Origin of the sequence: Moraxella bovis (genome assembly GCF_002014975.1) — a bacterium.
GTDB classification, from domain to species: Bacteria; Pseudomonadota; Gammaproteobacteria; order Pseudomonadales; family Moraxellaceae; genus Moraxella; species Moraxella bovis.
In genome coordinates this window covers 1-26,992 of record NZ_MUXV01000007.1, presented here as the reverse complement: position 1 = coordinate 26,992, position 26,992 = coordinate 1, and the positions used below count along the sequence as shown (strand labels likewise).

Annotated in this window: 29 protein-coding genes and 2 pseudogenes; 24 read left to right on the top strand and 7 right to left on the bottom strand. The window is 44.7% G+C overall.

Annotation, left to right across the window (positions count from 1 at the left end; all coding sequences use genetic code 11):
• The first annotated feature begins 1 nt into the window (after window position 1).
• From kdsB to B0182_RS02005, 3 genes are all read left to right on the top strand, one after another.
• Window positions 2-769 carry a 3-deoxy-manno-octulosonate cytidylyltransferase gene (gene kdsB, locus B0182_RS02015; RefSeq protein WP_078273344.1) on the top strand — a complete coding sequence of 256 codons (768 nt, stop codon included), beginning with the start codon at window positions 2-4 and terminating at the stop codon, window positions 767-769.
• Between the two features lies 1 nt (window position 770).
• Complete coding sequence (locus B0182_RS02010) at window positions 771-1,781, top strand: DNA polymerase III subunit (RefSeq protein ID WP_078273343.1); 1,011 nt, start codon at window positions 771-773, stop codon at window positions 1,779-1,781.
• Between the two features lie 154 nt (window positions 1,782-1,935).
• Entirely contained in the window at window positions 1,936-2,817 is an 882-nt protein-coding gene (locus tag B0182_RS02005) for a DUF2272 domain-containing protein (protein WP_158079596.1), read from the top strand.
• Between the two features lie 65 nt (window positions 2,818-2,882).
• Here B0182_RS02005 and B0182_RS14160 read toward each other — a convergent pair whose 3' ends face one another.
• Genes B0182_RS14160 through B0182_RS01995 form a run of 3 tightly spaced genes read right to left on the bottom strand, consistent with a single transcriptional unit; the run spans window position 2,883 to window position 3,642 of the window.
• Complete coding sequence (locus B0182_RS14160) at window positions 2,883-3,059, bottom strand: hypothetical protein (RefSeq protein WP_158079595.1); 177 nt, start codon at window positions 3,057-3,059, stop codon at window positions 2,883-2,885.
• 8 nt (window positions 3,060-3,067) lie between these two features.
• Complete coding sequence (locus B0182_RS02000; RefSeq protein ID WP_065255417.1) at window positions 3,068-3,346, bottom strand: addiction module antidote protein; 279 nt, start codon at window positions 3,344-3,346, stop codon at window positions 3,068-3,070.
• A 2-nt stretch (window positions 3,347-3,348) separates the two neighbouring features.
• A complete protein-coding gene (locus tag B0182_RS01995; RefSeq protein WP_228157783.1) occupies window positions 3,349-3,642 on the bottom strand; it encodes a type II toxin-antitoxin system RelE/ParE family toxin in 294 nt (97 codons plus the stop codon).
• A 149-nt stretch (window positions 3,643-3,791) separates the two neighbouring features.
• Here B0182_RS01995 and pheA point away from each other — a divergent pair, with 149 nt between their 5' ends.
• The 10 genes and pseudogenes from pheA (at window position 3,792) to B0182_RS01945 (ending at window position 11,424) form a co-directional block, all read left to right on the top strand.
• The gene (gene pheA, locus B0182_RS01990; protein ID WP_078273341.1) at window positions 3,792-4,904 is read left to right on the top strand and encodes a prephenate dehydratase; all 1,113 of its coding nucleotides are present in this window, start codon (window positions 3,792-3,794) and stop codon (window positions 4,902-4,904) included.
• A gap of 108 nt (window positions 4,905-5,012) precedes the next feature.
• Window positions 5,013-5,318, top strand: a complete 306-nt coding sequence (locus tag B0182_RS01985; protein WP_078273340.1) for a hypothetical protein — start codon at window positions 5,013-5,015, stop codon at window positions 5,316-5,318.
• 6 nt (window positions 5,319-5,324) lie between these two features.
• Complete coding sequence (locus tag B0182_RS01980) at window positions 5,325-6,242, top strand: prephenate dehydrogenase/arogenate dehydrogenase family protein (RefSeq protein ID WP_078273339.1); 918 nt, start codon at window positions 5,325-5,327, stop codon at window positions 6,240-6,242.
• Window positions 6,243-6,274: 32 nt separating this feature from the next.
• Window positions 6,275-6,937: a LysE family translocator gene (locus B0182_RS01975; protein ID WP_078273338.1), complete on the top strand. Its 663-nt coding sequence runs from the start codon at window positions 6,275-6,277 to the stop codon at window positions 6,935-6,937.
• A 151-nt stretch (window positions 6,938-7,088) separates the two neighbouring features.
• Complete coding sequence (locus B0182_RS01970) at window positions 7,089-7,535, top strand: WG repeat-containing protein (protein ID WP_158079594.1); 447 nt, start codon at window positions 7,089-7,091, stop codon at window positions 7,533-7,535.
• A 100-nt stretch (window positions 7,536-7,635) separates the two neighbouring features.
• Window positions 7,636-8,937: pseudogene (gene aroA, locus B0182_RS01965) on the top strand (3-phosphoshikimate 1-carboxyvinyltransferase); the annotation flags it as partial.
• Between the two features lie 8 nt (window positions 8,938-8,945).
• Window positions 8,946-9,218: a hypothetical protein gene (locus B0182_RS01960; RefSeq protein WP_078273335.1), complete on the top strand. Its 273-nt coding sequence runs from the start codon at window positions 8,946-8,948 to the stop codon at window positions 9,216-9,218.
• A 438-nt stretch (window positions 9,219-9,656) separates the two neighbouring features.
• Window positions 9,657-10,506 (top strand): annotated as a pseudogene (gene rarD / locus B0182_RS01955) (EamA family transporter RarD).
• A 105-nt stretch (window positions 10,507-10,611) separates the two neighbouring features.
• Entirely contained in the window at window positions 10,612-10,971 is a 360-nt protein-coding gene (folB, locus tag B0182_RS01950) for a dihydroneopterin aldolase (RefSeq protein WP_078273334.1), read from the top strand.
• 15 nt (window positions 10,972-10,986) lie between these two features.
• On the top strand, window positions 10,987-11,424 hold the full coding sequence (locus tag B0182_RS01945) for a 2-amino-4-hydroxy-6-hydroxymethyldihydropteridine diphosphokinase (protein ID WP_078273333.1): 438 nt from the start codon (window positions 10,987-10,989) through the stop codon (window positions 11,422-11,424).
• Between the two features lie 110 nt (window positions 11,425-11,534).
• On the opposite strand, the gene B0182_RS01940 is transcribed toward B0182_RS01945, so the two are convergent.
• Window positions 11,535-12,830 carry a DUF2868 domain-containing protein gene (locus B0182_RS01940; RefSeq protein ID WP_078273332.1) on the bottom strand — a complete coding sequence of 432 codons (1,296 nt, stop codon included), beginning with the start codon at window positions 12,828-12,830 and terminating at the stop codon, window positions 11,535-11,537.
• A gap of 19 nt (window positions 12,831-12,849) precedes the next feature.
• Window positions 12,850-13,677: an RnfABCDGE type electron transport complex subunit B gene (locus B0182_RS01935; protein ID WP_078273331.1), complete on the bottom strand. Its 828-nt coding sequence runs from the start codon at window positions 13,675-13,677 to the stop codon at window positions 12,850-12,852.
• A 170-nt stretch (window positions 13,678-13,847) separates the two neighbouring features.
• Here B0182_RS01935 and argC point away from each other — a divergent pair, with 170 nt between their 5' ends.
• Together argC and B0182_RS01925 are read left to right on the top strand one after the other, a co-directional pair.
• Window positions 13,848-14,930, top strand: coding sequence for an N-acetyl-gamma-glutamyl-phosphate reductase (argC, locus tag B0182_RS01930; RefSeq protein ID WP_078273330.1), 1,083 nt, complete (start codon window positions 13,848-13,850; stop codon window positions 14,928-14,930).
• A gap of 85 nt (window positions 14,931-15,015) precedes the next feature.
• Complete coding sequence (locus tag B0182_RS01925) at window positions 15,016-15,228, top strand: heavy-metal-associated domain-containing protein (protein ID WP_208624080.1); 213 nt, start codon at window positions 15,016-15,018, stop codon at window positions 15,226-15,228.
• A 79-nt stretch (window positions 15,229-15,307) separates the two neighbouring features.
• On the opposite strand, the gene B0182_RS01920 is transcribed toward B0182_RS01925, so the two are convergent.
• The gene (locus B0182_RS01920) at window positions 15,308-15,922 is read right to left on the bottom strand and encodes a histidine phosphatase family protein (RefSeq protein WP_078273329.1); all 615 of its coding nucleotides are present in this window, start codon (window positions 15,920-15,922) and stop codon (window positions 15,308-15,310) included.
• A gap of 64 nt (window positions 15,923-15,986) precedes the next feature.
• Window positions 15,987-16,982: an adenosine kinase gene (locus B0182_RS01915; RefSeq protein ID WP_078273328.1), complete on the bottom strand. Its 996-nt coding sequence runs from the start codon at window positions 16,980-16,982 to the stop codon at window positions 15,987-15,989.
• Window positions 16,983-17,115: 133 nt separating this feature from the next.
• Here B0182_RS01915 and rlmN point away from each other — a divergent pair, with 133 nt between their 5' ends.
• The 9 genes from rlmN (at window position 17,116) to bamB (ending at window position 26,943) form a co-directional block, all read left to right on the top strand.
• Complete coding sequence (gene rlmN / locus B0182_RS01910) at window positions 17,116-18,303, top strand: dual-specificity RNA methyltransferase RlmN (RefSeq protein WP_078273327.1); 1,188 nt, start codon at window positions 17,116-17,118, stop codon at window positions 18,301-18,303.
• Between the two features lie 219 nt (window positions 18,304-18,522).
• On the top strand, window positions 18,523-19,350 hold the full coding sequence (gene pilW / locus B0182_RS01905; protein WP_078273326.1) for a type IV pilus biogenesis/stability protein PilW: 828 nt from the start codon (window positions 18,523-18,525) through the stop codon (window positions 19,348-19,350).
• Window positions 19,347-20,156, top strand: coding sequence for a helix-turn-helix domain-containing protein (locus B0182_RS01900; protein WP_078273325.1), 810 nt, complete (start codon window positions 19,347-19,349; stop codon window positions 20,154-20,156). The genes pilW and B0182_RS01900 overlap by 4 nt, the downstream gene beginning before the upstream one ends.
• 10 nt (window positions 20,157-20,166) lie before the next feature.
• Window positions 20,167-21,285 (top strand): flavodoxin-dependent (E)-4-hydroxy-3-methylbut-2-enyl-diphosphate synthase, encoded by a 1,119-nt coding sequence (ispG, locus tag B0182_RS01895; protein WP_078273324.1) that lies wholly within the window; start codon window positions 20,167-20,169, stop codon window positions 21,283-21,285.
• A 135-nt stretch (window positions 21,286-21,420) separates the two neighbouring features.
• Entirely contained in the window at window positions 21,421-22,092 is a 672-nt protein-coding gene (locus B0182_RS01890; protein ID WP_078273323.1) for a YceI family protein, read from the top strand.
• 182 nt (window positions 22,093-22,274) lie between these two features.
• A complete protein-coding gene (locus tag B0182_RS01885) occupies window positions 22,275-23,111 on the top strand; it encodes a substrate-binding periplasmic protein (protein ID WP_078273322.1) in 837 nt (278 codons plus the stop codon).
• 203 nt (window positions 23,112-23,314) lie between these two features.
• Complete coding sequence (gene hisS / locus B0182_RS01880) at window positions 23,315-24,592, top strand: histidine--tRNA ligase (RefSeq protein WP_078273321.1); 1,278 nt, start codon at window positions 23,315-23,317, stop codon at window positions 24,590-24,592.
• Between the two features lie 86 nt (window positions 24,593-24,678).
• Window positions 24,679-25,482, top strand: coding sequence for a YfgM family protein (locus tag B0182_RS01875; protein ID WP_078273320.1), 804 nt, complete (start codon window positions 24,679-24,681; stop codon window positions 25,480-25,482).
• Window positions 25,483-25,764: 282 nt separating this feature from the next.
• Entirely contained in the window at window positions 25,765-26,943 is a 1,179-nt protein-coding gene (bamB, locus tag B0182_RS01870) for an outer membrane protein assembly factor BamB (RefSeq protein WP_078273319.1), read from the top strand.
• Window positions 26,944-26,992 lie beyond the last annotated feature (49 nt).

Sequence of the window (26,992 nt, the reverse complement as noted above, 5' to 3'; positions counted from 1 at the left end):
TATGAAAACCCACATCATTATCCCTGCCCGTTACAAATCCACTCGCCTACCTGCCAAACCGTTGCTAGAAATTCACGGCAAGCCCATGATTCTCTGGACAGCTCAAAAAGCCCTGCAAGCGACTTTTGCCGACAGCGTATGTGTGGCAACGGACGATGAGCGGATTTTTGCGGTGTGTGAGTGTGCGGGCGTGCCTGTGGTGATGACGGGTGAGCATTCATCAGGCACGGACAGACTGGGCGAGGTGGCACAGATTTTGGGTTTGGCGGACAATGACATTGTTATCAATATGCAAGGCGATGAACCGCTTGTACCGCCTGTACTGCTAGAACAAGCCAAAAATCTTTTGGTGGAAAATTCTGACTGTGTCATGGCGACTTTGTGTGAAGTGATTGATAATTATGATGATTTTTATAAAAATTCGGTGGTAAAAGTCGTCCACGCTCGCCAGAATGCCTTGTATTTTAGCCGTAGCCCCATGCCTTACGACAGAGATGCTCATTTGACAGGCGAGCTTGGCGAGAGACCAAAAAACGCCTATCGTCATTTGGGGCTTTATGCGTATCGGGTCAAATTGTTAAAGGAATTTGGCACATGGGAGCAGGGCGTATTGGAACGTTTGGAGAGTTTAGAACAGCTTCGCATTTTGGAAAACGGGCAAAAAATCGCCATAGATGTCGCCAAAGTCGCCTTACCGCTTGGGGTGGATACCGAGGAAGACTTGGATAGGCTAAATGCCATGCCGATTGATGAGTTTTTGAAATTCTGATATGAACGAACAAGAACAGTTGTCCTATTTTGCCCCGTTACTGCTTTGGCAAACCCACGCTTGGGAGCAGGTGGTCGGTCAGTTTTATGACGGTAAATTACCGCATGGGCTGTTGGCGTGTGGCATGGCAGGCATTGGCAAGCGTGAATTTGTGTGGCGGTTTGTGGCGTGGCTACTTTGTGATGACAAGGGCGAGCAGGGTGCGTGTGGGTCTTGCCAAAGCTGTGCGTGGCTTAGGGCGGGGACGCACCCTGATGTTATGGTACTACCGTCCGAGAGCCTGCCTACGTCTGATGAGAGTGAGCGGTCGTCCATTAAGATTGATGACGTGCGAGCCTTGCAAGAGTATAGCCACGTCAAGGGGCATGGCGTTCGGCTCATCGTGCTAGATGATGCCGACACGCTCACGATTGGGGCGAGCAATGCCCTGCTAAAAACCTTAGAAGAGCCACGGGCAGGCGTGCATTTGATACTGATAAGCGACAACCCTGCCAAGCTCATGCCCACGATAAAAAGCCGTGTGCAAGCCCTACCGCTTGGGGCTGTTGCTCATGATGTGGCGTTGGCTTATGTGGGTGGGGTGCTGGGCGATGAGAGTCTTGCCAGACTTGCCCTGACACTGACCGACGGGGCGGTATTAAAGGCGGTAGAGTTGCCAAAGGCAGTGTGGTTTGGTAAGCGTGTATTGTGGCTAAAAACATGGCTTACGCTAAGGCATGGCGAGCGGTCGGCAGTGAGTGCGAGCGACTACTGGCAGGGCGTGATGAGTTTTGCTGATTTTGCTGTTTTGACACGGCTTATGCTTATGGACGTGGTGCGAGTGGGGCTTGGGCTTGATAGCATTCATACCGACATGGATGTGGCAGGGCTGATAAATGGGGCGGACAATCTAAGCCTTGACAAGGTAGAAAATTTCCTAGCAAGCCTTGATGACATGGCGGTGGCGGTGGGACAAAACGTACAAGAAAAAATGGCGTATGATGAGCTATTTTGTCGCTTGGTGGATTTGTAACGCTTGGTTTGCGATTGTAGGGGAAAATTATATTTTCCTTCTACATATCAATCACTTGCATAAATTTGAGAATGGGGTAGGAATATATTTGTCTTGCTTTTTAAAACCCCCATTTAATGATAAAATAAATTTCCTTTTAAATAAATACAACGCCATGCCAAAACTTCTACCCCTACTCTGCACCGCCTTAGTCCTATCCGCTTGCCTGAGTACGCACGCCCCACAGGGTAATCCACAAGGCAATTTGTGGCAATCGCCCACGCCCACATTTGCCCCAAATGCCCCAAAATCCGAACGTATCGCCCAAATCGCCCTGCGTGAACACAAGGCATGGGGCGAGCCGTTTATTACCACAAACGGACAAATCGCCAAATACAGCCATTACGAATCCGAAAACGCACGCCTGACAGACGGCTCACGAGCGTGGGAGCGTGTGGTGGCGTATTGGCGTGATAGTGGAGCGTTGGCACGGCTTGATAGAGCGTTGCCTTATGAGCGTTGCGACAAGGCGGACAGGGGCGAGAATGCCAGCACCAACATTTGCCGAGCCTTTGTAAGTGATGTGGCATGGTCGGCAGGCTTTGTGTCGTATGTGATGAGACAGGCGGACGTGGATTTTTATGTGTCGCCACGCCATTTTGATTATATCGCTACATCTTGGCAAGGCGTGGGCGATTATCGCACGAAAGACCCCAAAACGCACCCCCTAAAACAGGGCGATATGCTGTGCTATGTGCGAAGTTATGGGCGTGAGCTGATTGGTAGTTATCAGGATTTGGATAAGTATTTGGCAGAGAGTGGACGTGGCTTGCCTGCTCATTGTGATATTATCGTAAAAACTGATAAGGAAAATCGTGAGATTTGGCTCATCGGCGGTAATGTACTGCATACCGTCATGTTACGCAAAATTCCTATGGACGATGACGGCAAGGCGATATTGCCCGCCCCAAGCGAGATAGAATGTAGTCCCAATCATGAAACGGCGTGTAACTTTAATCGACAAAATTGGGTGGTGGCGTTGGTGTTGCAGGAGTGAATCAAATAACCATTTTAAAATTTGGACGTGTAGGGGCGAATCACATTCGCCTAACTGTATCATTTTTAAATTTCTTTGGGTGTATTATCCGCATTATCTTTAATCGTTTTACTTAATGCTAATAAAGTAGTTAATTCATCATTGGCTTTTCTGTCATTTTGTAATAATGCCATAAGGTTTTTGCCATCAGCCTTATCTGTTTGCCATATCAATTTTTGGGGTGCAGATTTATTATTTGCCATCGTTTAAATTAAGCATAAGCAAAGTTGGATTGGATTTTTAAAGCGTGTATAATTTTATGCACGGTCGCCCATGTTGGCTGTGTTTGCCCTTTCACGGTTTTATATAGGCTTTCACGATTTAGTCCTGTTAATTTAGCAACTTCTGCAACGCCTTTTTTCTCTATCAAATGCGATAAGGCGGTAACAAATAATTGTGGGTCATCGTCATTAAAGCAATCACTTAAATAATCCAAAATCTCATCATCACTTTCAAAATAATCAAATGCGTTAAATTTACTGGTTTTCATTGCTATTCTCCCAAGTTTTGCAATTTCTTTGGCTTTGATAATATCAGCTTGTTGGGTAGATTTATCTCCGCCTGATAATACCAAAATAAAAGTTTCACCCTTTTGTATGGCGTACACTCTAATGCCAACATTGACATGAATGCGAAGTTCAAAAACACCTTGCCAACATTATCAATATCGCCAAAATGCCCCATTTCAAGTCGCAACAAACGGCTAATGACTGCCTTTTTGGCGATTGGGTTTTTTAGTGATTTTAACCATTCATCAAACTGTTCTGTCTTTTCAATCGTAAACATAAAATTACTCTTTTTGAGTATTGTAGCCTGTAAGCTACAAAATTACAAGCTAATATTTCAATTTTTTCAAAACCCCAAAAAACATTTGCCCAAACCCCTAATTTTCATGTATCATTAACCTATTTTTAGCACACAAAAAAAGGGCAGACATGAGCAAGCAAACCCACAAAGCCAACCTAGACACCAACCAAATCACCGATTTGCGTGGTAAGATTGACAGTATTGATGAGCAAATTCAACGACTTATCAACGAGCGAGCCAGCATCGCCCAGCAGGTCGCCATTGCCAAAAAGAACCACGAGAATCACCCCATTTTTTATCGCCCCGAACGTGAAGCCCAAGTGCTAAAAGCAGTCATGGCAAGAAACACAGGCCCGCTATCGGGTGAGAAAATGGCACGCCTGTTTCGGGAGATTATGTCGGTGTGCCTAGAACTTGAAGCTCCACAAAAGGTCGCCTTTTTGGGGCCTGTTGGTACGTTTACCCATGCCGCCGCCCTAAAACATTTTGGTAAGGCAGCGACCACCGTGCCACTTGCCACGATTACCGATGTCTTTCGTGAAGTGGAGGCAGGCTCTGCCATGTATGGCGTGGTGCCTGTGGAGAACTCGTCCGAAGGCGTGGTCAATCATACGTTGGACGCATTTTTGGGGTCAAACCTAAAAATCATCGGTGAGGTGGAACTGCCCATTCATCACAACTTTTTGGTGGCAGAACACACCAAAGTGGACAGCCTAAGTCGCATTTATAGCCACCAGCAGTCGCTTGCCCAGTGCCGTCACTGGCTTGACGCCAATTTCCCCAATGTCGAGCGAGTGGCGGTGTCATCTAATGGTGAAGCTGCTAAACGCCTACAAAACGAATGGCACTCAGCAGCGATTGCGGGTGATGTGGCGGTGGCTGAATACGGCTTGCATAAACTTTTTGAGAACATTGAGGACAATCCCAACAATACCACTCGCTTTCTTATCATCGGACACGAAACCGTTGCCCCAAGCGGTCAAGACAAAACGTCCATCGTGGTGTCCAGCCCAGACCGTGCGGGGGCGTTGATTGAGCTACTAGAACCTCTAAAAAAACATGGCGTATCCATGACGAGCATTGAGACCCGCCCTGAGCGTCCGAACAAATGGGCATATGTGTTTTTTATCGACATGACGGGGCATATCGCTGACGACAACGTCAAAAACGCGATTGAAGACATCGCCAAAATCGCCAAAGATGTGCGGGCATTGGGGTCATATCCAAAGGCGGTGATTTGACTTGTTTTTGAGTAATTTTTATGGGATAAGTTGGGTTTTTGATAATAAAAACCCAACGAAATCTTATATAATTTATTTGTAAAGATATTGAATAAAAGGTAACAAATTATGATAGCAACACTTTGTGTTAATCAAGATAAAATTGAATTACCGATTGAATTTATTCAGCAATACAACATTAAAGACAATTCATTTATTGATTTTGTATTTGGTGAACAAGAAAATACCGCTTTACTGCGTGTTAAAGATAATGAAAAACCTGCTATTAAATCAGGTTTTGGAATGGTGAAAACTAATATTCCAGCCGTGCCTGTGGATTTTGATGTTTCGGTATTTGCCAAACCAGAAGATTATGGTATTGTCATTCCTGAAGGTTCTGTTATAACCATCAATATTCCAACAAAATTAAATTAAAAAACTATGTTTAACAATATTCTTATCATCGGCTTAGGCTTAATCGGCGGTAGTATTTTACAGGGCATTCTTGACAATCGCCTTGCTGATAATCTGTATGCAGTGGATTTTGATAAATCGGTAATTGATAATGCCATCAAGGATAAGTTAATTAAAAATGGCGATAATGAGTTATTAAACCTAGCAAAGACAGGCGTTTTAAAAGATTGTGAATGTATCATCATTGCCGTGCCTGCTTTTGCGGTAAAAACGATTTTGGAGCAAATCAAAACCGCCATTGATGATAAACTATTGCCAAACGATATTATCATCAGTGATACCGCCAGTACCAAAGGCAATATTTTACAAGACGCTTTTGATATTTTTGGCAAATTACCGCCCAATTTGGTGCTGGCTCACCCCATTGCAGGGGCGGAAAAGTCGGGCTTTATGGCAAGAAATGGGGCGTTATTTAAATCGCATAAGCTGATTATTTGTCCGCATGACTTTAATGACAAACAAGCGGTGGATAAAATCGCTATGCTTTGGCAATCGCTTGGGGCGAGTGTGGATTTTATGAGCTGTGATAAACACGATGAAGTTTTGGCATTAACGAGCCACCTGCCGCATTTATTGTCCTATGCCTTGACTTATCAGCTTGCCAAAGATGAAGAGAGTCTCAATATTTTTCGCTATGCAGGCGGTGGTTTTCGGGATTTTAGCCGTATTTCGGCAAGTAGTCCAATTATGTGGCACGACATTTTTTTGGCAAATAAACAAGCGGTATTGCAGGGGCTAGAAAATTATCAAGCGATTTTAAATCAATTAAAATCCGATATTGAAAATGATAATTCTGATGACTTATTAAAAACTTTTGAAATTGCCAAAAACGCCAGAGAATATTTTGGACAGCTTTTGATTGAGAAAGAGAAGCTCAAACAGTAATAAATCAAATCAACCTTTTTAGGAATACGCCAATGGATATGTTTATCAGCAATCTTGGAGCAAGTTTTGGCATTCATCATTTGATGTTATTTATCAGCTCGGCAGTTATTTTTATTTTGACACCGGGCATTGATACGGTATTTGTATTAAATCGCACCCTACAAAACGGACGAATGATGGGCATTTTATCGGCTCTTGGTGTGGCAACAGGCTTTTTGGTACATACTTTATTTGCCACGCTTGGGCTTGCCAGCATTTTGGCAAAGTCGGCAACGGCATTTATGGTCATCAAATATTTAGGGGCGATGTATTTGATTTATTTGGGTGTTGTGGCGATTAAAAATGCCCTAAATGCCAAAAACTACCAAATCAATGCAGACACCAGTCCAAAATCTACCAAAAACGCCTATTTAATGGGGTTATTAACCAATGTCTTAAATCCAAAAGTGGCGTTATTCTTTTTGGCATTTTTTCCGCAGTTTATCCAAAAAGAACAATTAGCGAGTGCCACGCCTTATTTGTTTTTGGGTGGATTGTATGCCATCATCTCGGTAACTTGGCTTGTATTGCTTGCCATTATTGGGGCAATGTTCATTCAATTTTTGCAAAGCGTCAAAGCAAGGCGGTCAATGGACGGCATCTCTGGCACGGCTTTTATTGGGCTTGGGGTCAAATTGGGCTTGTCACAGCAATAAACTTTTGAAATTGCCAAAAATGCCAGAGAGTATTTTGGACAAATTTTGATTAAGAAAGAGAAGTTAAAGAATTTGTAAAATGGTATGTAAGGTGCGTAATTCACTGTGTTTTTTAATTGTTTGTTTATTTCTAACGATAAGCGAGAAAAGTATGAGTAGTGAAGTTGTATATCCTAATTTTTCCTTTATGTATAGTGGTTTTAGTGAATTTCGTGAAGGTCTCGCCCTTGTTAAAAATCAAGGGAAATGGGGATTTATTGATGAAAATAATCAAATTGTTATCCCACTTGAATTTGAGGATGCTTTCCATTTCAATGGAGGATTAGCTCCTGTTCAAAAAAATGAAAAATGGGGATTTATTAACAAAAAAGGCGAAGTCGTTATTTCATTTCAGTATGATTTTGCTTTTAATTTTAGTGATGGGTTAGCTCCCGTTACTTTAAATAAAAAGAAAGGATATATAAATCATCAAAATGAAATAGTTATCCCTATAATATATGATAAGGCTTATCGTTTTAAAAATGGTAAAGCAGAAGTGGAATTATCTGGTGTAGAAATGTTGATTGATACGCAAGGCAATCAAGTTTTAAATGATTGATGATTTAAATAAAATGGTGCGTAATACGCACCTTACTCCCAACAAATTAACAAGCCTTTTTTAGGAAAACCCTATGAAATACCACATCACCCCAAGCACCACCTTTACAGGCACGCACAAAGTCGCCCCTGACAAATCCATATCCCACCGCTCCATTATGTTTGGTTCTTTGGCAAATGGTGTAACAAAAGTTAGCAACTTTTTGCAAGGCGAAGATGCGTTATCTACCTTGCAAGCCTTTGCCGATATGGGCGTGCAAATTGAGCGAGACTTTGATAAAGTAACGATTTATGGCGTGGGAATGGGTGGGTTAAAAGCCCCAAAAAAGCCCCTAGATATGGGCAACTCTGGCACGAGTATGCGACTTTTGTCAGGGATTTTATCCGCCCAAGACTTTGATAGCACAATGATTGGCGATGAAAGCCTATCAAAACGCCCAATGGAGCGAGTCGCTAAACCCTTACGCCAAATGGGGGCGGTCATTGCTACAACAGGCGAAAAAGGCACGCCACCAATCACGATTACAGGCGGTCAAACGCTGTCCGCTATCCATTATAATATGCCAATGGCGTCCGCCCAAGTCAAGTCGTGCCTACTTTTGGCGGGGCTGTGGGTAAAAGGCGAAACGGTGGTGATTGAGCCTGAAATTACCCGAGACCACACCGAGCGAATGCTGAATGCCTTTGGTTATGATGTCAAAGTTACGCCTTTGCAGAACGGCAACGAAATCCGCCTAACAGGCGGTGGACAGCTGACAGCGTGCGACATTGAAGTGCCTGCGGACATTTCGGCGGCTGCATTTTTTATGGTGGCAGGTCTGATTGCCAAAACTGGCGATGTGGTGCTACCAAAGGTGGGTATCAACCCCACTCGCACAGGCGTGATTGATATTTTACGCCTAATGGGGGCGGATATTACTTTGCAAAACCAAACGCTTGTCGGTGGCGAACCTGTGGCCGACATTTGCGTTAAATCAAGCCGATTGCACGGCATTGAGATTCCCTTACATCTTGTTCCGCTTGCCATTGATGAATTTCCTGTGATTTTTATCGCAAGCAGCTGTGCCACAGGCAAGACCGTTTTGCGTGGAGCAGAAGAGCTAAGAGTAAAAGAATCCGACCGCATACAGGTAATGGCGGACGGTTTGACAACGCTTGGCATTGATTGCACGGTGCTTGATGAGGGCATTGAGATCATAGGGCGTGGTCAGAGTGAGTTTGTGTTTGGTGGTGGTGAGATTGAATGTTATCACGACCATCGCATTGCAATGAGCTTTGCGGTGGCAAGCCTTAGGGCGTCTGATGAAATCGTGATCAATGGCACACAGACGGTAGCGACGAGCTTTCCCAATTTTGCGACATTGGCAAAAGAAGCAGGGCTTGGGTTGGAAGTTTTGGAATAGGAAAACTTATGTTAAGTATTGATTTGGGTTCTACCAGTCAAGAATTTATTGATTGGCAAGCGGTCAAAAATGCCTTATTAAAAGGCGAAAAAATCTCTGTTAAACAATCAGGTCAAGAAATTGGGCAGTTTTTGCCCAGTTTTGCCCAGTCAAAACCAATGCCAAAAAAACGCAAATTGGGTTTTATGCTTGGCGAAGGGGTAATCCCTGATGACATTCATTGGGGCGATGATGAAGTGATGGCAATGTTTGAAGAAAGTTTTGATGAGAAATTTGACTGATCAAATATTTGCTTGATACGCACATTGTCATTTGGCTCGCCAGAGAACCCAACAAATTATCAAAAACCGTTGCTAAAATATTGGAAAATCCAGGAAATACCATATATTTTAGTACGGTTAATTTGTAGGAAATTGCCTTAAAAACCAATTTGAAAAAAGACGGTTTTAAATTTGATACTGTAAAATTATATCAAAGGTTGCTTGAAAATGGGTTTTTGGAATTGGGTATTGACCACAAATACACCAAAATTTTGGAGAATTTACCAATCATTCATAAAGACCTTTCGATAGAATGCTAATTGCTCAATCAATGATTGATGATTTGTGCTTGATTACCAATGATGACAAAATCGTTCAATATCAAGGCGTAAGATTTTTAACAAATGATTGATAAAAAATGAGCAATAAACCTACCATAACCACCACCCAAAAGGGCTAATGACGGCTCTTTTGGCGTTTTTAATGTGGGGTAATTTTCCCTTTTATTTTAAGCTGTTGGACGGTTATCATGCTGTTGAAGTCATCGTTCATCAGGTGGTGTGGACGTTTGTGGTGTTAAGCCTTGTTGTCATCATCGGCAAACGGACGGCTTGGCTTGCCCAAATTCGCCAAAATCCCAAATGGCTGTGCCTAACCTTTGTGTCAGCTCTCTTGATTGGCACAAACTGGCTAACCTATGTGTGGGCGGTGGCAAATGATAGGGTGCTTAAAGCAAGCCTTGGTTATTTTATCAATCCTTTAATGGGCGTGGGGCTGTCGCTTGTCATCTTTAAAGAACGCTTGCGACTTTTGCAAAAAATCGCTGTCGCCCTTGCCGTGCTTGCTGTCGGCATTCAGGTGGTGCTGTTTGGCGGTGTGCCGTGGCCGAGTTTGATTTTGGCGTTGTCCTTTGCCTTTGATGGAGTATTGCAACGCCAAACGCTCTTTAATGCCATTGACGGTTTATTTATTGAGACGGCTTTACTGTTGCCTTTGTGCTTGATGTGGTTGGTCGGTGCTGATGTGGCAAGTTCAAATTTGGCATTTTGGGCATCTTATGACATTTGGCTACTGGCTTTGGCAGGTCCAATTACTTTATCGCCACTTTTATTGTATAACCAATCAACCAAACTGGTCAGTTTTAATACTTTATCTTTTTTTGGGTTATTTAACGCCAAGCATTGTCTTTATGATTGCGGTGTTTTATTATCATGAGCTGATTGATTTAAAACGTCTAATGATATTTGGGCTAATTTGGCTTGGGCTTATTATATTGAGTGTGGATATGATAAAATACAGAAAACATTGATTTGATATAATTTGGGATTGTAGGGAAAAATCACATTTGCCCTATGTTAATAGTTGATATTTGGAAAATATAATTTCCCTGCCAATTTTATAAATGAGACAGATAATGAACGACATTGTTTTTATTCAAGGTTTAAAGATTAACACCCTTATCGGTGTCTATGATTGGGAGCGAGCCATTAAACAATCACTGGTGATAGATTGTGAAATGGTGTGCGACATGACCCAAGCAAGCCAAAGCGATAATGTGGCGTATGCCATCAATTACAAAACGGTGTGCGAAGACATAGAACGGCTATGCCACAAGATACAGGCGAAGTTATTGGAAAAACTTGCCGAAGAGATTTGTGCCTATCTGCTCGCCCATTACCCTTGCCAAACCATTACGCTCACCATTCATAAACCGAATGCCATAAAACAAGCAGGTAGCGTGGGCGTAAAAATCATTCGCCATAAATCTGCATAAGTGTTTTAATTAAAAATGATACACCAATATATCATCGCCTTAGGCAGTAATCATGATAGCCAGATGAGTTTTAAAATCGCCCTTGATGAATTAAAGTCATGGGGCGATGTGGACTTGTCGTCTGTAATCATTGGTAAAGATTTTACAGGCAAAACAGAGCTGATTTATCATAATGCCGTTATGATGATAAAGTTATACAAGCCGATGAATTATGATAAATTTAATGGTGTATTAAAAAACATAGAAACACAATGCGGACGAGAGCAGAATAATTTAAAAAAGGACAGTTTAAAAAAAGTGGCTATTTTAAAAGTGCCTATGGATTTGGATATTTTGGCGTATTATGAAAATGATGAATGGTGTATTATTAAAAAACGCTTGCCCTTTAAAAATCATGAAAAAACGGGACTGATTGAAATTGCCCCGTTTTTATTAATGAAGCCTTATTCTTAACTTTGTGTAAATAATTGATTTATCAAGGTCGAATTGCAATTCGCCCTTACAACTCAAAATAATTAGCTAATAATCAATCAGTTACCGTTTTAAATTAAAATTAAAGTTTATCAATTTATCTGTTCAACATTTCGCTCATTTAATTTGTCTCGCCATTCATTGACATAATCGCCACTGTGTAAGAATTTGATAATCACGCCATAATCACTATTTTGGCGAATCAAATCCACTTTGCGAAGCACGCCCCTATCAGGCAGGATACGGCAGTCCACGCCGAGTAGAATTTGGGCGTGTAGGGTGCTGGCGATTTGGGTGAGATACAGCACGTCTTCTTTGGTATCAACCGCCCCTAAGTTTTTGACATCATCGCTCAGTCCGTGCCATAGCTCGTCATCGTTTGCCCATTCTAAGGTTGCCACGACTTTTTTGTGAGTACTAAGGGCAGTTTTGGTGGGTGTTGGCGTGCGTGGGGCAAAATCGTCTTTATCAACAATGGTTTGGTTAAAGGTGCGAAGTAGGTTTTCGTAATAATATAAACTGGGGTCAATGGCGAAACGCTCACGGGCATTAAAATGGCACAGCAGGTAAGCACACAGGCGGGGTATCATGCCATAGACCACCACGGACAACATCATGAGTGTGGCAAGGCGAGCAGGGGGTACATCGCCCCGAGATAGGCTGATTTGGCTGGGTATCTCAAACCCAAACAGGCTCGGCACAAAGCCCAAACCCTTTAAAATTATGGCAAAATGGCTTTGGGATAACAGCGTGGACTCCCACATAAAAGCATAGCTTTTGAACAAAAACAGCATGAGCAGGGCAAGGACACTGCCTGCCAATCCATAGAGCCACGCCTTGTGAATGACTTTGCCGATTTGCCATGCGGTGTTTTTTTGAAATTCTTCTTGGTGGATGTCAAAGGCTTCACTTTCTATGGCGGATTTGGGGCGAAGTCGGTCTAGTATGCCATAAATACCAGAATAGCGGTTGGGGTTGTTTAACTCCACAAACCACAAAATAAGCGTAACCGTATGCCAGCCGAGCAGTCCAAGCAGTACATAGAAAAAATTAACCACGTGCGTGCTAAGCAGTCCAAGCACCCCCACAAACCCAGCCACGAACGAGATGCCTGCATAGAGCCTGCCGACACCCTTTACCAAAAAATCGCCTTTGTGTAGGGCGGTTCGTAAGTCGCCTTGACTGTCCATGAGCGTGGCACGATAGATGAGCTTATCGGTGGGCGTGCCGTCTGATGAGCGAGCAAGGTCGGTGGCGACTTTGGGGTCGGTGGCAAAGATAAAACCTGACTTCTCTAAGCGTCTGACTAGGTCAAGCTGTTTGTGCGTGGCAGGGTCTATCTCATGGGCATTACCCAGATTTTCTAGGCCGATATTTTCTAATGACATGGCGTGGCTCGTGGGGTTATTACTCCAATTCTCGCAATTTCTGCGTTAAATTGTCAAGTTCATCTTGTATGGCAGGGCTGTTTTTTACGCTTAGCTGTTTGGTGAGTTTTTTGATTTGGGTGCGGATTTTGGCAAGTTCAATGGCGTTTTTGGCGGTGTCTTTGTCCATGGGCGTGCCACTAGGCTCGCTCATGACGTTCGCCATGACCGACTCAACCGAGCTAACCACAGGCTTGGTGCCGTCCGTGATACTTTGGGCGACACGGTCAAGATGGCGATGATAGCGAGTGCGTAGATGTGCCTGCTCGTCCGCTCGCCCCTCTGCCGTAATGGTGCGTGGGTGTACTTCTAGGCGAATGCAGTCCACAGGGCAGGGCGGTAGGCACAGCTCGCACCCTGTGCATAGGTCGGTTAAGATGGTGTGCATGTGCTTGGCGGTGCCGATGATGGCGTCCACAGGGCAGGCAGGGATACATTTGGTGCAACCGATACAGTCGTTCTCATCGATGATGGCTCGTACCTCCACGGGGCGGTCGGTGGCAGGGTCGGTTGCCCATTTGCTGGCAGTGGCGCTCAGGGTGGGGCGTGGGTCGCCATGCTCGGCAAGCACCGTGCCGATGGCGTCCGTTACCGCTTGACCGCCCGGCACGCATAAGTTATGCGACTCGCCACGCACCGCCACGCCATAGGCATAGGGCAGACAGCCGTCTGGGTGTCCGCACAGACCGCACTGGGTCTGGGGCAAAAGTTCGTCTATCTGCTGGACGATGATTTTTTGGGTGGGGGTTAGGCGGTCAAGGGCTAAGGTGTTAAATAAAATCGGTAGGCAGGCTAAGCGGTCATTCATGGCGACAGGCTGTGAATAAAAGGGATATTATAACAAGTTTTGGCAGGTTGTGCGAATTTGTGATTGGTGTGTGGCAGGCGTGATGTTAAATGGTGGATTTTATTTGCCAAAAGGAGTAAAATTCTTTATAATCCAAGGGTTTATTCAATGATTTTTATTTAGGAAAACCCGTGTCAAAAATTAACGTTGCCATCATCGGCGGTACAGGCTATACAGGCGTTGAGCTGATTCGCTTGTTATCACGCCACCCCCATGTCACTATTAGCCACTTGACTTCTCGCAGTGAAAAGGGACGGGCGGTGAGTGAGATTTTCCCGAGCCTGCTTGGTGTGTGCGATGTTGTGTACAGCGACATGACGGACAGCGTCATGGACGAGATTGGCAAGGCGTGCGATGTTGTGTTTTTTGCTACGCCACATGGGGTCGCCATGAGCCACACACCACGCCTTATCGCACAAGGGGTGAAGGTCATTGATTTGGGGGCGGATTTTCGTTTGCAGGATTTGGGCGAGTTTGGCAAATGGTACGGATTAGAACACACTTGCCCTGATGTGTTGGCGGAGACGGTGTATGGCTTGCCTGAGATTCACCGTGAAAAAATCAAATCCGCCAAGGTCATTGCTAACCCCGGCTGCTATCCCACCACCGCCATTTTGGGGTTAAAACCTGTGATAGACACCCAAAACAGTGCGGATAAACCGTTGATTTTGCCAAACATTATCATTGATGCCAAATCAGGCGTATCGGGGGCAGGACGTAATGCCAAGATGAACCTGCTATTTAGTGAATTATCCGACAATTTCTCTGCCTATGGCGTGGCAGGTCATCGCCATACCCCTGAGATAAGCCAAGGCGTGCATGCGTTCTTAGGGTCTAAATTTACCCAAAAAGTGCGGTTTGTCCCTCACCTTGTACCGATGATTCGGGGTATGTTTAGTACCATTCATCTGACCCTAACCGATGACGGTAAGGCGTTAAATTGGCAAGAGATTTTTGAAAAAACGTATCAAAACGAGCCGTTTGTGGACGTGCTTGCCAAAGGAGTGCTCCCTGATACCCGTTCGGTGCGAGCGTCCAACCGCCTAAAAATTGCCGTTCATCAAGATGATGATGCCTTGACTGTGCTGGTCGTCCAAGATAATTTAGTGAAAGGAGCGAGCGGTCAAGCCGTGCAAAACATGAATATCCTGTGCGGATTTGATGAGATGTGCGGATTGGGTGTGGAGTTTGGCGGTTGTGCGGTTGTGCCTTGAAAAATATGTGTTTATCCCAACATAAAACACACCACTTGATTTTAGCGGTTTAATTTACCAATTTAATTTAGCAAAGGAGTATATCATGGCAATTGAAACCCTAACCCTAAAAGTCTTTGGCATGACCTGTGATGGCTGTGTGCAAAGCGTGCATAACGCCATTAACAACATCGCAGGCGTGCAAAATGTGGAAGTCAATCTACCCTTAGAGCAAGCTGTCATTGAATATGACGACACCCAAGTGGATAAGATTGAGCTGATTCGTGCGGTAGAGGACGCAGGATTTAGTACGACCTAAGATAAATATAGACATAAACAAAAGGCTAATCCTATGGGTTAGTCTTTTTGCGTTAAAAGCTAAGGTTAGTCGACCCATACTAGATTTTGACATTATCCGCCATATCTAGCCGATACAGCACGGTGTTATGCATGGGCATGGCGGTTTGAAAAGCACGAAATCGCCTGATGTCGCCATTATTACGCACAGGCAGATTCATGAGCCGATAGGCAAGCAGTCCAAGCCAAATCCCATGCCCAAAAAACAGCGTATTATCATCAAACCCATCAAACCCATCAATCCTACCGATAAATGTATCCACTCGCTTCATAAACCCGCCAAAGCTGTCCGCCCCCACGCCATGTCTGTCATCTGGTTCCACCGTTTGCCACCAGTTGGCATTCATCAGACGGCGTGCATCCACCGAGATGTCTTTGATGACATCAAAGGCAAGGGCGTTTAACTCATCAAGCAGGTCAAGTGTGCTTGTGGGCATGTCATAATACTGACAAAAGGGCAGGGCGGTCTGCTGTGTGCGAAGCATGGCAGAATGATAAATACGGCTTGGGTGTATGCCCAGCCGTTGCCAATGGGCAAGGCGGTCTTTGGCTTGGGTGTGTCCTTTTTCAGTTAGAGGAATATCGGCATTAGGCAGGGGCGTGCCACCAGCATTGGCAAGGCTTTCGCCATGGCGGATAAAATATAGACTTTTCATGGTGTTTGTCCTATTATAAAAGGCGAGCTTTGCCCGCCTTTTATATTTATATCAAATTTTAAATTTACCCCAAAACCGTCTCTTTGATCAAGCCATACTCCGCTTTGGGTAGTCTTGCTCCAAACTGGCTTACCACACGGCTTGCCACCGCCCCTGCCAATGCCAGGCACGCCTGATAATCCGCCCCTTGTGCTAAGGCGTACAAGAACGCCCCTGCAAAGTTATCGCCTGCCCCGTTGGTATCCACCACGTCCGCAGGTGGGACATTATACAGGCGAACGCTGTCTTTGTCTGCCACGGTAGTGGGGTTTGCTCCGTTAGTGATGACAACTACTTTGGCGTGATTTAGCAGGGCATGAACCGCCTGAATGTCATCATCTGTCTTGGCAAAGAGTTTGGCTTCGTCCATGTTGCAAAAAATCATGTCCACACCGTCAGAAAGCCACGACATCACACCGTCTTTGGCAAAGCGAACCACCGCAGGGTCAGCAAAACTTACCACGATTTTGACCCCTTGTGCTTTGGCGGTTTGACACAGTTTGCTAATCGCACCTTGTACGGATGGGGTCATGGCAAGATAGCCTTCTAGGTATAGGTATTTTGCCCCAGTCAGTGCATCAAAATCCACGTTCGTCTCGTCAATCTGCCCACTCACCGCCAGATTGGTCTGCATGGTACGCTCGCCGTCATCAGTAACCAGCACCGCACACGTGCCTGTCGCCCCTGCCACTTCGGCTTTACCGCCGTCTATCGTAACGCCCATGTTTGCCATGTCGGATAGATAAAACACGCCACGCTTGTCATGTCCCACTCGGCAGTTATAAAAGGACGTGCCACCCAATGCCGAAAAACACGCCACCGTGTTGCCTGCCGAACCGCCCCCTGCTTGCTTGGTAGGCGTTAGTCCGTGTGTGTTTAAAATGTCAAATAAAGCGGTCTGCTCGTCCGTGTCGGCAAGGGTCATGTTGCCTTTGGTGAGTCCTGTTTGGGTCAAAATCTCATCGGTAAGTTTAAATTCGGTATCAAGAAGGGCGTTACCAATGGCGACAAGTTGGTACATGGGGTTTCCTTATGATTTAGAAAATGAAAAATGCCATTATAACAAAATTTGCCAAAATTGCCCGTTAAATTCATGACTTTATCAGATTTTTTTTGTATAATAAGCGGTTAATTTTTTAAAATAAAACAACACCATGACCGCCAAAATTCCTGTCATTCACACGCCCGACACGCCAAACACCGACCAAAAAACCAATCTTTTGGGCATGTCAAAAGATGAGCTTTCCCAATTTTTTGTGAATATGGGCGAAAAGGCGTTTCGTGCCACGCAGGTGATGAAATGGATTTATCAGTTTGGCGTTACCGACTTTTTTGAGATGACTAACTTATCCAAAGCCTTGCAAGCCAAGCTCGACAAAGTGGCGTGCGTGGTGCCACCGACTGTCAAATTCAAGCAGTTTAGCGAGGACGGCACTCGTAAATGGGTGTTTGAAGTGGCGGGCGGTTCGCTTGTTGAGACCGTGCTCATCCCTGCTGAGGACGGCAAGCAGTTTGGGCGTAAGACCTTGTGCGTGTCTAGCCAAGTCGGCTGTGCGTTGGATTGCTCATTTTGTAGTACGGGCAAACAAGGCTTTGAGCGGGATTTGACCGCCAGCGAGATTATCGGGCAGTTGTGGGTTGCCAATCAGTCCTATATGCAAGGCGTTGCCCCGACCGAGCGTGAAAACCGTGTTACCAATGTCGTCATGATGGGCATGGGCGAGCCACTGTTAAACTACGAGCCTGTCGTGGCGAGCATGAGCCTGATGCTTGATGACCATGCCTTTGGCTTATCCAAACGCCGTGTTACACTCTCCACGTCTGGTATCGTGCCAAAAATGTATGACCTTGCCAAGGATATTGATGTGGCTCTTGCCATCAGTTTGCACGCTCCTAATGACGAACTGCGTAACGAGCTTGTGCCTATCAATAAAAAGTACCCGTTGGCAGAGCTTATCCGTGCCGCCAAAGCCTACGTCTATGATGAAAATCCCCGCCACAAAAAGCACGTTACCATTGAATACGTCATGCTACATGGGGTAAACGACAGCGATAAGCACGCTCATGAATTGGTGGCGTTACTGGCGGATTTGCCAAGTAAAATCAACCTAATTCCCTTTAATCCTTTTCCGCACGCTCCTTATGGGCGGTCTAGCAACAACCGCATTCATGCGTTTAGTAATATCCTAAATCAAGCAGGCTTTGTGTGTACCGTCCGCCAAACTCGTGGCGATGACATTGATGCGGCGTGCGGTCAGCTTGTCGGACAAGTGGCGGACAGAACACGGCGAGCCAAAAAATGGCAAGAGAGCATCCAAAAACGCCAAGACCAAAAAGCGTGATGGTTTAAAAATACGATGAAACGACAAGATTTTGGTAGGAAAAAGGCAAAAATATTGGCAAAAATTATTGATAATTGTTAGAATGGCGATTATTTGTCCGCTGTATTTGTTCAATGCCAAATAAGTATGTAAGTTTTGGGGCTGTCAGTATGGATTTGATGCCCTACTCAGGTTAAGACAAAACGGTTAATTTTAAATCATAGTCATTATGGTAAAGTCATGAAATATTTAGTCATTCCTGTGCTATTGACCGCCTTATTGGCAGGATGTCAGAGTACCTCGCAAAGTTCGAGTACGGTTTATCAAGGTACTGACCCATCACAACGTAAACGTGATAAGTCTGAGCTTGCCCAAGCACGTACTGCTCTGGCGGGACAGTTTATCGCTCAAAGACAACTTGATGCTGCCAAAAGACAGCTTGATGAAGCGTTAGAGGCGGACAGCCGTTATGCTCCCGCCTATGACATGATGGGCAATCTGCTTAGGATAGAGGGTAGTCCTAGCAATGTCGCCAAAGCCGATGAGTATTTTAAAAAGGCGATTAGCCTAGACCCAAATTTTACCCAAGCACGCAACAACTATGGCGTGTATCTGTCAGAGCGTGGGCGTTACCAAGAGGCGATAGAGCAGTTTAACATCGCAGGGGGCACGCTCGGCTACCGTAACCGTGCAGGGGCTCTTGAAAATCTAGGGCTGACTTATTTAAAAATGAATAACCCAGCAGCGGCAGAAGCAGCCTTTAATAAGGCGATGGAAACTGAGCGTGGTACAGTCGTGGCAAAGATGGAGATGATTGACATTCTCATCAACAGACGTGAATCTCTAAAGGCCAAAGAGTATTTTGAGGATTTAAAGAGTTTATCCCAAATGCATGGTCAGCCCATGCCACCACGTCTGATATACCAAGGCATTCGTCTAAATATTTTACAAAACAATCGCCAAGAGATTCAGCGGTTGTCCAGTCAGCTTTTGTCGCAGTATCCGCTGTCCGATGAAGCAAAAAAACTAAAACAATGGCTAAATAACTCAACGGGAGCATTAAAGTGAGTCAAACCAACGACAAACCAACATCAAACACAGGTTTTGGCGGTAAATTAAGAAGTGCCAGAACATCTCGGGGTTACTCACTAGATGTAGTGGCAGGCGAGCTGAACATTCTAAAACGCCATGTGCAGGCGATAGAAGAAGAAAACTTTGATGCCCTGCCCCAATTTGCATTTGCTCGGGGTTTTGTGGTAAACTATGCTAAGTTTTTGGAACTTGATGCCGATGAGTTTGCCCGAGAGTTTGAAAGCATCTATCCTGAGAGCAAACGCACCAAGCGTGTTGAGGACATCAAAGCACCACTGGCACCCATGGGTACCATTGAGCGTGGGCGTGGGGGCATGCGGTTTAACCCATGGCTCATTGCAGGGGTGATTGCTTTGGTGATTTTTGGGTTTGTGCTATTAAAAATCATATCTAGTGCAGTGGGCAAATCAGATGAGACCAGTCCAACGACCCAAACACAAGTGCTAAGCCCGAGCGAACAAGCCCAAGGAGCGGCAGTCGGGGCATCGGGTTCGGCATTAAACCTAGGTACAAATGATGGCGAGCCTACTACCCAAGCTGTGGCAGGACAAGGCGTGATTGATATTTGGTCAAAGGGTGATGTGAATATCAAAATCACCGACAAAAATGATAACGTACTCATGCAGGGCTTGCAGTCTCGTGGCGGTTATCAGTTAAAGGGCGAAACACCCTTTACCGTTGAGATTGACAATCCTGCTCAGGTGGATTTAAACTTCAATCAACGCCCCATTCGCTTGGGCGAGCATACCCAAAACAGCAAAGCCACCCTAACCCTACAATAAGCGGGTCATCATGAGCCATCACAGCCCCATCAAACGCCGTCCCACTCGCCAAATCATGGTTGGCAATGTCGCCATCGGTGGCAACGCTCCCATCAGCGTACAGAGCATGACCAACACCAACACTTGCGATGTTGATGCCACAGTTGTCCAGATACAACGCTGTGTGGACGCAGGGGCGGACTTGATGCGAGTATCCACGCCCACGATGGAGTCCGTGGAGGCATTTGCCCAAATCAAAAAACAGGTAAACATTCCGCTCATCGCTGACATTCATTTTGATTACAAAATCGCCCTAGCGGTGGCGGACGCAGGGGCGGACTGCTTGCGTATCAACCCTGGTAATATCGGCAATGACCAAAAGGTGCGTGAAGTGGTGGCTTGTGCTCGCCACCATAACGTGCCTATTCGCATCGGTGTCAATGCAGGTTCGCTTGAAAAAGATTTACAAAAAAAATATGGCGAACCGACAGGGCAAGCCATGTTAGAGTCAGCATTACGTCATATTGATATTTTAGAAAAACTAAACTTTCAAGACTACAAAATCTCAGTCAAGGCGTCTAACGTTTTTTTAACCCTAGATGCTTATCGGCTTATCTCGGCAGAGGTGGATTGCCCGTTGCATTTGGGCGTTACCGAGGCTGGTGTGTATCGTACAGGCACGGTCAAATCCGCCATTGCACTAGGTGGGCTTTTGCTTGACGGCATTGGCGACACCATGCGGATATCCTTGGCAAGTCCGCCTGAGGAGGAGATTAAAATCGGTTTTGATATTTTAAAATCGCTAAACATTCGCTCCAATGGCGTAAACTTTATCGCTTGTCCGTCTTGTAGTCGTCAAGAATTTGACGTGATTAAGGTCATGAACGAGCTAGAATCTCGCCTAGAAGACATCAGAGAACCGCTTGATTTGTCCGTCATCGGCTGTAAGGTCAATGGACCGGGGGAGGCCAAAGAGGCGACCATTGGCGTGGTGGGGGCAAGCCCCAATTCGCTCGTGTATAAAATGGGACAAAAAAGCCATTTGATTGATACCAAAAATCTGGTGGATGAAATAGAACAAATGGTACGTGAAAAAGCCAAAGAGTTGGCGGACAAGCGAGCCAATGAGATTATTAGAGTGGCTCAATAAAATTGTCATTTGGTATTTTAACGCATGCTTGCATTTTGCATTTGTTAATGATGGGTATTCTCCGATACATAAATGCTCTTGCCGACTTTAATAGATTATTTTTTTTAATTTTATGTTTTTATATGAGGTAATGTGATGAAACATACTTTTGTTTTGGGTCTTCTTATCCTATCATTTGGTATGTATGGTTGTGCCAAAGAAGAAAATTTTGCTGAACAGCCTGCTGTGGAGAGTAACCCCCCGCATGGTGTCCAAATGGCAGAAAAGTCAAATGAACTATCCTCTTGGATTTTAGATGAGGCAGACATTAGGTTTTATAGCACAAAGACCGATAAGAATGACAATGATATTGTTGAGGAGGGTGTTTTTAATACCTATTTTGGCTATTTGGATAAGCAAGGTAACCTAAAAATGGAGATAGAGCTTGACAGTGTTGAAACTGACATCTCTATCAGAAACCAAAGAATTAAAGAATGGCTTTTTGAGACAGAGAGATTTCCAAAAGTGGAGATTCAATCTCAAATAGATTATGACTGGATAAATACTCTTGGTGTTCATAAAGAAGTAAGTAAAGTGCAACCACTGACCATTTCTTTTCATGGTAAGACAATACAAACCGAGGCGTCTCTTAAAATCATAAAGTTGGATAATAATACAATAAATGTGATGACACAGGAGCCTATTCACTTAAATCTGCTAGAACTTGAAATGATGCAAGGCTTAAATAGCTTAACAGAGGTAATGAATTTAAAGAGCATTGGTTATTTGGTGCCAGTCAAATTTCAAGGCATATTTAAGAAACCTTAAATGATATTTATCAAATCATACATAAAATGACTTTGCATTTAATTGGCTATATTGATATAAAATCTTACGCCTTAATAGCACCCAAGATAATAACGCAAATCAATCATAAAGATGATTTGTAAATGCTTATCTCGTATTTGTGTTTGTGTATTTAATGGCTTTTACTTCTTGGAATTTATTTTATGAAAAAAAATATTTTATCATTCATGACAGTTTTATCATGTTCTTTATTAATGTTTGCTTGCTCAAATTCTGACAATTCATTAAAGAATGATGAAAATAAACAATCAGGTATTAATAGTAATGTTAGTACCACTCAAAAATCATCTTTTGATGTTAAAGTTGGTCTTATGTCGTCTTCAACTGGCAATGCGCCAGTTATTTTTATTGACGAAAAGGGAGATATTCAGGGTTTTGAGTACGATATTTTAAAAGAAATAGATAAACGTTCTGATTATAATTTTCAATATGAATATCAGCCAAGAGATGACCTTTTCAATCGCATGAATAATAAAGAGATAGATATTATCGCAGGTATTGAGATTAGTGAGCAACGAATTCAAAAATATAATATGACCAACTCTTATTTGGATGTTTATCCGATAACTTTGCTAAGTAAAAATCCAAAAATAAAGAAATTGGAGGATATTGGGAAAAATTCAACAGCTGTTAAAGAAGATTCAATGCAAACCACATTTGCAATTGTCAAAGATTATGAAAATAATTATGACGATGCTAACATAGACTATACAGTCAGTGATTGGATTTCTGTACAGACTCTTTTAAGAGATGATGCTCAGATTGCAATTGGCAATTCTGTTGTCATACCTTATTTTTATTCAAAATATTCAACAAAAAAAGACCCTTTGTATTTTTCCATTGATTATGACTATCCGCAAGAATCTTATGGATTTTTGATAAACAAAGAAAATGTGGACATGATGAATGACATAAATAAGCACATTTTAGATATGAAAAGTGATGGCACTTATCAAAAGATATTTAAAAAGTGGTTTTAGTTTTTAACTAATAACAAAAATGATGTTAATCTAAATTGAGCTACTCTCTGCAAAATGAAAAAGTGCTACGCTTTCTATTCATGGCGAGCTTGTAAAACCATAGAAGAAACCGAATTTTTGATAAGCTTAGGGTGTATGGTTTGTGTAGTAAAATTTAATTTTGCTAGCTGTATCTTTTTGATAAAACTGACTTAGGAAAAAACATGAGTGAACTTACCGCCATTCGTGGCTTTAATGACATTTTGCCAACCGACACCGCCAAATGGCGAGCGGTGGAGAGTGTTTTGACCCAAGTGCTAGACGGTTATGGGTTTAGCCAAATCCGCCTGCCTATGGTGGAGGAGACCGACCTGTTCGCCCGTGGCGTGGGCGAGGCGACCGATATTGTCGAAAAAGAGATGTTTGGCGTGGTGCATGGCAACCAAAATACAGGCAAAGACGAGAATGAAAAGTCATTTACGCTCCGCCCAGAGGGGACAGCAGGGTGCGTGCGTGCGGTGGTGCAGCATAATCTGACACGTGGCGACACGCCAAAACTGTGGTACATGGGGGCGATGTTCCGCTACGAGCGTCCGCAAAAGGGACGTTATCGCCAGTTTACTCAGCTTGGGGTGGAAAGCATTGGCTCGCCCCTGCCTGACGCTGATGCCGAGCTGATTGCGATGACGGCGATGATGTGGAAACGCCTTGGGATTTTTGACCATGTAACGCTGCAACTCAACACGCTGGGTGAGGCTCATGAGCGTATCGCTTATAAGACGGCATTGGTGGAGTATCTGACCGCTCATTTTGACGGGCTAGATGACGACAGCCAACGCCGTGTCAGCACCAATCCCTTGCGAGTGCTTGACAGTAAGGACGAGCAGACTCAGGCGATTTTGCTTGGGGCTCCGAAGTTGTCCGACTTTTTGGGCGATGAGAGTCGTTTGCATTTTGAGCAGGTGCAAAACTACCTGCACACGCTTGGCATTGATTTTGAGATTAACGAAAAGCTCGTGCGTGGGCTTGACTACTATAACAAAACCGTCTTTGAATGGGTAACGGACAAATTAGGCTCACAGGCGACTGTGTGCGGTGGTGGGCGTTATGACGGGCTTCTTGGCATTGTCAAGGGCAAGCCTGAGCAGAGCGAGCCTGCGGTGGGCTTTGCCATGGGGCTTGAACGCTTGATGTTACTCATGGAAACTGTCAATCCGATTGCCGATACTGCCGACTGTGATGTGTTTGTCGTGGCAAGCGAGAGTGTGTATATGAATGCCGTGCTATACGCCAATGAGCTACGCACATACCGCCCAAATATGCGTGTCAAAATGGCGTCCGCCACCAGCCTAAAATCACAAATGAAAAAGGCGGACAAGTCGGGGGCAAAATTTACCGTGATTATTGGTGATGATGAAGTTGCCAATCAAACCGTGTCTGTCAAAAATATGGCGACAGGGGAGCAGACAAGTCGTGCGATGACGGATTTTGATTTTGAGTAAGATTGTTGGTGTTATAAAAGTTTAACGGTTTTTAAATCATTGATAAAACCAAATTTAACATTAGAAGTATTTTTAAGAGTTAGCAGATGAGCGATGAATTAGTAGTGAATGACAAACAAGCCATGTCTGCCCTAAAACAGCACGGCAATAAAATCGTGTGGGCGGTGATTTTGGTATTGGCAGGGTATTTTGGCTGGGATTTTTATCAAAAAAACTACGCCAAAGTGGATACGGTGGCAGCTGATAGCTATACGCTAATTACCGAGAAAAATGATGCGTTTGTCCATCAAGCCGATAAAGAAGCATTAGGCAGGGATCAACAGGCTTTGTTTGCTGATATTGATAAATTGGTGGCGAACCACGGCAAGACCGCTTATGCATGGCAGGCTCTCATGATAAAAGCACGCCATCAGTCGGATAATGGTCAGCACACTGAGGCGGCGACAACCCTAAAACAGGCAAGTCAGATAAACTTGGATGATGAGGGGCTGAATGCAATCACTCAGCTAAGACTGGGGCAGTCGCTATTGGCGGCGGGTAATGCTGATGAGGCTTTGACGGTGGTCAATGGTGAGTTTCCTAAGGCGTTCGAGAGTTCAAAGCAAGAACTACTGGGCGACATTTATGTCTTAAAAAATGACAATGAGAATGCCAAGCAAGCCTATCAGCTGGCGTGGGATGGACTGACTGAGCGTGGCGAGAGTCGCTCACTGCTTAGCCTAAAAATGCAAGCACTGGGCATGACCCCAACGCCCATCACGCCCAAACATCAAGTAGTGGCAACGCCAGTCCAAGATGATGCGGACGTGACAAGTGCCAATGCCCAAACAGTGGGTGCAAATGATATACTGTCAAATGAGAATGAGACAGTACAGGGTGGCGGCGAGTGATGACACAAAGTGGCAATACAAACACACCATTTATCAACTCATCCTAAACAGAACTTTGCTAAAATTAATACGTTTTAACTGATACACCCAAGAGACTTTAAAATTACTGCAAACACAATGATGTTTGGATGTAGGGGCGTGCTGTGCACGCCTTGTGCGGTAATGTTATCAAAGGGTGTGCTCAGCACACCCCTACAAACCCGTGGTAAATATCAAGTTGTTTGGGTGTATATCAACCACAATCAAATCTAAACCAAATACAGAAATCAAATAAGGATTCGTATGAAACACATCACCAAACCTTTGGCTGTGGCAAGTGTGGCGGTATTGGCACTGATTGCCACAGGTTGCGACCGTTTTGGTCGCAGTAAAACCCCTGAGAGCAAACCTGCCAAACTGGTCAAGATTGATAATGAAGTAGCGGTTTTAAATAAAGTTGCCAGTTTTTCATTGCCCCAAGCAGGCGGGCGTTTTAAAGGTGCCAATGTCAATAAAAAAGACGTGGCAGACTTGCAAGTGGCTTTTGTGGATGGTGCACTCATCGCTGCCAGTCGCACGGGCATGGTCAGTGCCTTTGCTGGCAATGCTCAGGCATGGTCGGTAAATGTTGGCGATGTCATCAGTAGTGGCGTGGCAACCGATGGTAGGCTTGTGGTAGTTGGCACTCGCTCGGGCAAGGTAGTGGCATTAGATGGAGCGACAGGAAGTGTGGTGTGGGAGCGAGGCTTGCCCAGCTCATCACTTGCTCCTGCTCTCATCGGCAGTGGTCGCGTGATGGTCTCTGCCAACGACGGCATGATTTATGCCTTAAATGCCAGTGATGGCAGTCAAGTGTGGCAGTTTAGCACCCAAAACCCTGCCGTCAGCGTGCGTGGTGCGGCAACACCCATCAGTCTAGATGCTAACACGGCATTATTTGGCACGGCAGACGGACGTATTCATGCCATCAACCCACAGGCAGGCACACCGCTGTGGACACGTCGGGTAGGGCGTGCAGTCGGTGGCAGTCAAGTTTACCGCATGAGCGATGTCGATGGCACGCCATTGGTGGCAGGTCAATATCTGTATGTGCCAAGTTATAGCGGACAGCTGACTGGGTTTGACATGAGTGCAGGACGTACCCTATTTGTTAGCGAGCTTGCCAGTACCAAATCTCCTGCTCTACTGGGTAGTCAGCTCATTGGTACAAGCATCCATGGCGATGTGGTTGCCTTTAATGCGATGACAGGCGATGTTTTGTGGGAGAATAATGAACTCAAATACCGCCGTCTGACCAATCCTGTCGTCATTGGCAGTCATGTGGCGGTGGGCGATTTGGACGGTGTGGTGCATGTTTTTGATAACACAGGCAGAATCATTAGTCGTACAAATACCAAAGGACAGCTAACCAGTTTGCAAGTGATAGAAAACCGCTTATATACCCAAAGCAGTGAAGGCGTGGTTGTGGTGTGGCAGTTTTAATGGTGTAAAAAATAACAAATATAAAAATGCCGGCTCTAGCCCAAAAAGT

Coding starts and splice junctions, on each gene's coding strand:
- pheA (WP_078273341.1), top strand. CDS start 3,792: ATGAGCAAGCAAACCCACAAAGCCAACCTAGACACCAACCAAATCACC.
- B0182_RS01945 (WP_078273333.1), top strand. CDS start 10,987: ATGATACACCAATATATCATCGCCTTAGGCAGTAATCATGATAGCCAG.
- B0182_RS01985 (WP_078273340.1), top strand. CDS start 5,013: ATGATAGCAACACTTTGTGTTAATCAAGATAAAATTGAATTACCGATT.
- B0182_RS01885 (WP_078273322.1), top strand. CDS start 22,275: ATGAAAAAAAATATTTTATCATTCATGACAGTTTTATCATGTTCTTTA.
- B0182_RS01915 (WP_078273328.1), bottom strand. CDS start 16,982: ATGTACCAACTTGTCGCCATTGGTAACGCCCTTCTTGATACCGAATTT.
- folB (WP_078273334.1), top strand. CDS start 10,612: ATGAACGACATTGTTTTTATTCAAGGTTTAAAGATTAACACCCTTATC.
- pilW (WP_078273326.1), top strand. CDS start 18,523: ATGAAATATTTAGTCATTCCTGTGCTATTGACCGCCTTATTGGCAGGA.
- bamB (WP_078273319.1), top strand. CDS start 25,765: ATGAAACACATCACCAAACCTTTGGCTGTGGCAAGTGTGGCGGTATTG.
- B0182_RS01890 (WP_078273323.1), top strand. CDS start 21,421: ATGAAACATACTTTTGTTTTGGGTCTTCTTATCCTATCATTTGGTATG.
- B0182_RS01970 (WP_158079594.1), top strand. CDS start 7,089: ATGAGTAGTGAAGTTGTATATCCTAATTTTTCCTTTATGTATAGTGGT.
- B0182_RS01920 (WP_078273329.1), bottom strand. CDS start 15,922: ATGAAAAGTCTATATTTTATCCGCCATGGCGAAAGCCTTGCCAATGCT.
- B0182_RS01980 (WP_078273339.1), top strand. CDS start 5,325: ATGTTTAACAATATTCTTATCATCGGCTTAGGCTTAATCGGCGGTAGT.
- B0182_RS01940 (WP_078273332.1), bottom strand. CDS start 12,830: ATGTCATTAGAAAATATCGGCCTAGAAAATCTGGGTAATGCCCATGAG.
- B0182_RS01935 (WP_078273331.1), bottom strand. CDS start 13,677: ATGAATGACCGCTTAGCCTGCCTACCGATTTTATTTAACACCTTAGCC.
- B0182_RS14160 (WP_158079595.1), bottom strand. CDS start 3,059: ATGGCAAATAATAAATCTGCACCCCAAAAATTGATATGGCAAACAGAT.
- B0182_RS02000 (WP_065255417.1), bottom strand. CDS start 3,346: ATGAAAACCAGTAAATTTAACGCATTTGATTATTTTGAAAGTGATGAT.
- ispG (WP_078273324.1), top strand. CDS start 20,167: ATGAGCCATCACAGCCCCATCAAACGCCGTCCCACTCGCCAAATCATG.
- kdsB (WP_078273344.1), top strand. CDS start 2: ATGAAAACCCACATCATTATCCCTGCCCGTTACAAATCCACTCGCCTA.
- B0182_RS02010 (WP_078273343.1), top strand. CDS start 771: ATGAACGAACAAGAACAGTTGTCCTATTTTGCCCCGTTACTGCTTTGG.
- B0182_RS01995 (WP_228157783.1), bottom strand. CDS start 3,642: ATGTTTACGATTGAAAAGACAGAACAGTTTGATGAATGGTTAAAATCA.
- B0182_RS01960 (WP_078273335.1), top strand. CDS start 8,946: ATGTTAAGTATTGATTTGGGTTCTACCAGTCAAGAATTTATTGATTGG.
- B0182_RS01975 (WP_078273338.1), top strand. CDS start 6,275: ATGGATATGTTTATCAGCAATCTTGGAGCAAGTTTTGGCATTCATCAT.
- B0182_RS02005 (WP_158079596.1), top strand. CDS start 1,936: ATGCCAAAACTTCTACCCCTACTCTGCACCGCCTTAGTCCTATCCGCT.
- hisS (WP_078273321.1), top strand. CDS start 23,315: ATGAGTGAACTTACCGCCATTCGTGGCTTTAATGACATTTTGCCAACC.
- rlmN (WP_078273327.1), top strand. CDS start 17,116: ATGACCGCCAAAATTCCTGTCATTCACACGCCCGACACGCCAAACACC.
- B0182_RS01875 (WP_078273320.1), top strand. CDS start 24,679: ATGAGCGATGAATTAGTAGTGAATGACAAACAAGCCATGTCTGCCCTA.
- B0182_RS01925 (WP_208624080.1), top strand. CDS start 15,016: ATGGCAATTGAAACCCTAACCCTAAAAGTCTTTGGCATGACCTGTGAT.